This window comes from Mesotoga infera (assembly GCA_011045915.1).
In the GTDB taxonomy this organism is placed as follows: domain Bacteria; phylum Thermotogota; class Thermotogae; order Petrotogales; family Kosmotogaceae; genus Mesotoga; species Mesotoga infera_D.
Window position 1 is genome coordinate 1 of sequence record DSBT01000143.1, and the last position, 2859, is coordinate 2859.

Here is a 2859-nt window from a genome sequence, read left to right on the forward strand (position 1 = left end):
GGTCTTGCGATCTTTCTTGTCGGTGTCGGGAGCGTTGAGTCAGTTACGGGATCGATTATGCTTCTTATAAACAATGCCCTATCGAAGTTTATGCTCTTCTCCATTGACGACCAGGTTATAGATGAAGCGGGAAGAGACGATAGAGACACTCTTTACGGGTACGGTCGAAAGTCGCCGATTGTTGGAGTAACATTTGTTATCTCGGCACTCTCTATCGCAGGTATGCCACTCTTCTTCGGCTTCAGGGGAAAGTTGAACGCGATTTCGGCCAGTTTCGATACCTCTCTTGCCGTTCCGGTTGTAATTCTCGTTGCGGCTGCCATTGAAGTCACATATTACTTCAGGTGGATCTTCACCTTCTTCAATCCGGTCGGAACGTCTCAGGTGACCGAGAAGAGAATGTTGCCCTCGGTGGAGTTTCTTGCCTTCGGGCTTGTGCTAAGTACGGTCATAGTCTTCCTCGGGGTAAGTTCCGGAGAGGCTTTCACAATGTTCGAGAGAGCCGCGGATTCTTTGGTAAATGGTGTTCTGGCAATCGGGAAGGCCATTCTGGGAGGGATGTAGATGAGTATTCTTTTTGTGTTAGCGGCATCTCTCTTTGCCGCTCCGTTGTTCTTTCTCGTCTCGAAGTTGAAGAAGAGTGTGGCCTATATGGCTTACGCCGCATTCCAGGTACTCGTTTTTCTCTACGTGTTTTTTTGGGGAGGAACCGGGTCATCATATGAAGTAGTCGGCATAACGAGTAAGCTTAACTTCAACTTTTCTATGACCTCCGTTAACTGGTTTTTCGCTTCGATAGTGATGCTAATAATATCCACGACTGCGGTCTTCATGTTCCCCCTGAAGAAGAGCCCGGTCAAAGTTTTTCTCTTGAGTCTTGTCACAGCAGGAGCATTGGGGGCAGTTTTTTCGGCTGATTTCCTTACTCTAATGATCTTCTGGGAGATCTCGACCTGGTCTTCTCTTTTGCTCATTATCCAGGATAAGGAGAAGTCGACCGGAGAGGCGATAAAGTATGCCGCTATAGCGGCAGTGGGAAGTTATTCAATGTTGTTTGCGATCTTCTATATGGACAGCAGGTTGGGCACGGTCGAGTTTTCCAGTGTGGCTTTGAAGATTGAAAGCCAGCCGATTGGAGTTCAGCTCACAATTTTCATAGCCTTGGCAATAATGGTTCTTGCAAAGATGGGAAGCTTCCCTCTCCATACCTGGCTTAGGGGGTCACATTCCTCTGCGCCTGACGAATTCAGTCCCATCCTGTCCGGAGGACTCACAAAACTCGGCGGTTTTCTGCTCTTCATTATGTCGATAGCGCTTCCCTCCTTCAAGGGTTTCGGTAATCTTCCTATACTAAACGGCATTCCGATCGTAAATTATGGATTTGCCTTACTTGGAGGTATTTCAATAGTCGTGGGAACGGTTATGGCTATTCGGATGGAAGACGCTAAAGAACTTATCGCTTTTTCGACTGTAAGCAACTCTGGCTATATAGTGTTGGCCCTTTCCATTGGCGGAACATATGCAACTGCAGGAGGAATGATGCACATTCTTAACCATGCCCTTGCATCTGCCGCCATGTTTATGGCGATAGCTGCCGTAGCCTACAGGACCAGGACTACCAAGATGCACGAAATGGGAGGGCTAATAGTGAAGATGCCCGTCACCTTTGCCGTTTATCTAGTTGCGATTATTTCGGTGGCAGGAATCCCTCCTACAAGCGGATTTGTCTCCAAGTGGTTGATCTATCAGCAGCTTGTTGAGAATGGGTTGCCATTTTTGGCCTTTGCCGCTTTCTTTGGAAGCATAGGGTCCTTCATGTATGTCTTCAAACCGCTGGCAGGGATTTTCCTGGGACAGCTGAAGCCCGAGCATGAGAAAGTTAGGGAAGCTCCGTTGATTATGCTTGCTCCAATGACCCTTCTGACACTTCTAACTATATTTTGGGGAGTCTTCCCCAGCAACGCAATTAGATCTATAAACAGGATTACAGAATCAATCGGCGGAGGAACCGTCGATGTGACTTTCTCGAGAATCGTAGCGCTGACTGGGGAATGGGATTCAGTTTTGGTCACGACCGTCTTCGCGATAGGTTTTGCGATATCATTGTTGATCTTCATACGCGCAAAGAGGGCCAGAAAGGTAGATCTTCTAGACAATTATACGGGAGGGGATTTTCTGTATACCGCGGAGCTCTATCACTTTTCTTACAGGATGTACAGGCCGTTCGACAGGTTATTCGAAAAGTGGCCTTCGATGGAAAACTGGCTTTCATCGACTTCTGAAAAGATCAAAGAGCTTGGGGCCCTGTTAAAGGCGGTCTTCTTCAACCGTAATCCTCAGGTATACATTGCTTTGACTGTTATCGTTATTCTTGGCGCCTTTTGGTGGTTGAGGTGATCATATGTTTATGAATATCGTAATCACAATACTTTCGGGGATCGCGCTTCTAGTAGTCGCGTTCATATTTACCGTGACGCTTGAAGGAATTGCAAGAAAGATTGAGGCAAGAATTCAGAGGAGATACGGTCCGCCTTTCTGGCAGAACTTCATAGATATTTTCAAGTCGCTGACGAAGTACTCGATTTCCCACGGCTTCATCTTCGACTTTGGAATACTTATGGCGCTGGGAGGGACGATTGCAACGGTCTTCTTCATCCCGGCCGGTAGTCTTGCCGTCTTTCCGGGAATCGACAATGTCTTTGTGGTAATCTACCTTCTGGCTATAGGCCTTCTTGGAATGGCTATGTCTGCCGTGGGGTCGGGAAATCCAAACGCATCCATAGGAATTGGAAGGGCACTGGCCCAGATGCTCGGATATGAGCTCCCCTTCATGATAGTCATTCTCGGGGTCTTCTTCCA

General features: G+C 47.5%; 3 protein-coding genes. All 3 read left to right on the forward strand.

The window, feature by feature from the left end:
• Positions 1–564, forward strand: a 564-nt coding sequence (locus ENN47_05300) for a sodium:proton antiporter (protein ID HDP77590.1), incomplete at its 5' end; no start/stop codon positions are given.
• Entirely contained in the window at positions 565–2397 is a 1833-nt protein-coding gene (locus tag ENN47_05305) for an NADH-quinone oxidoreductase subunit M (protein HDP77591.1), read from the forward strand.
• Between the two features lie 4 nt (positions 2398–2401).
• A partial coding sequence (locus ENN47_05310; GenBank protein HDP77592.1) for a proton-conducting membrane transporter occupies positions 2402–2859 on the forward strand: 458 nt, incomplete at its 3' end.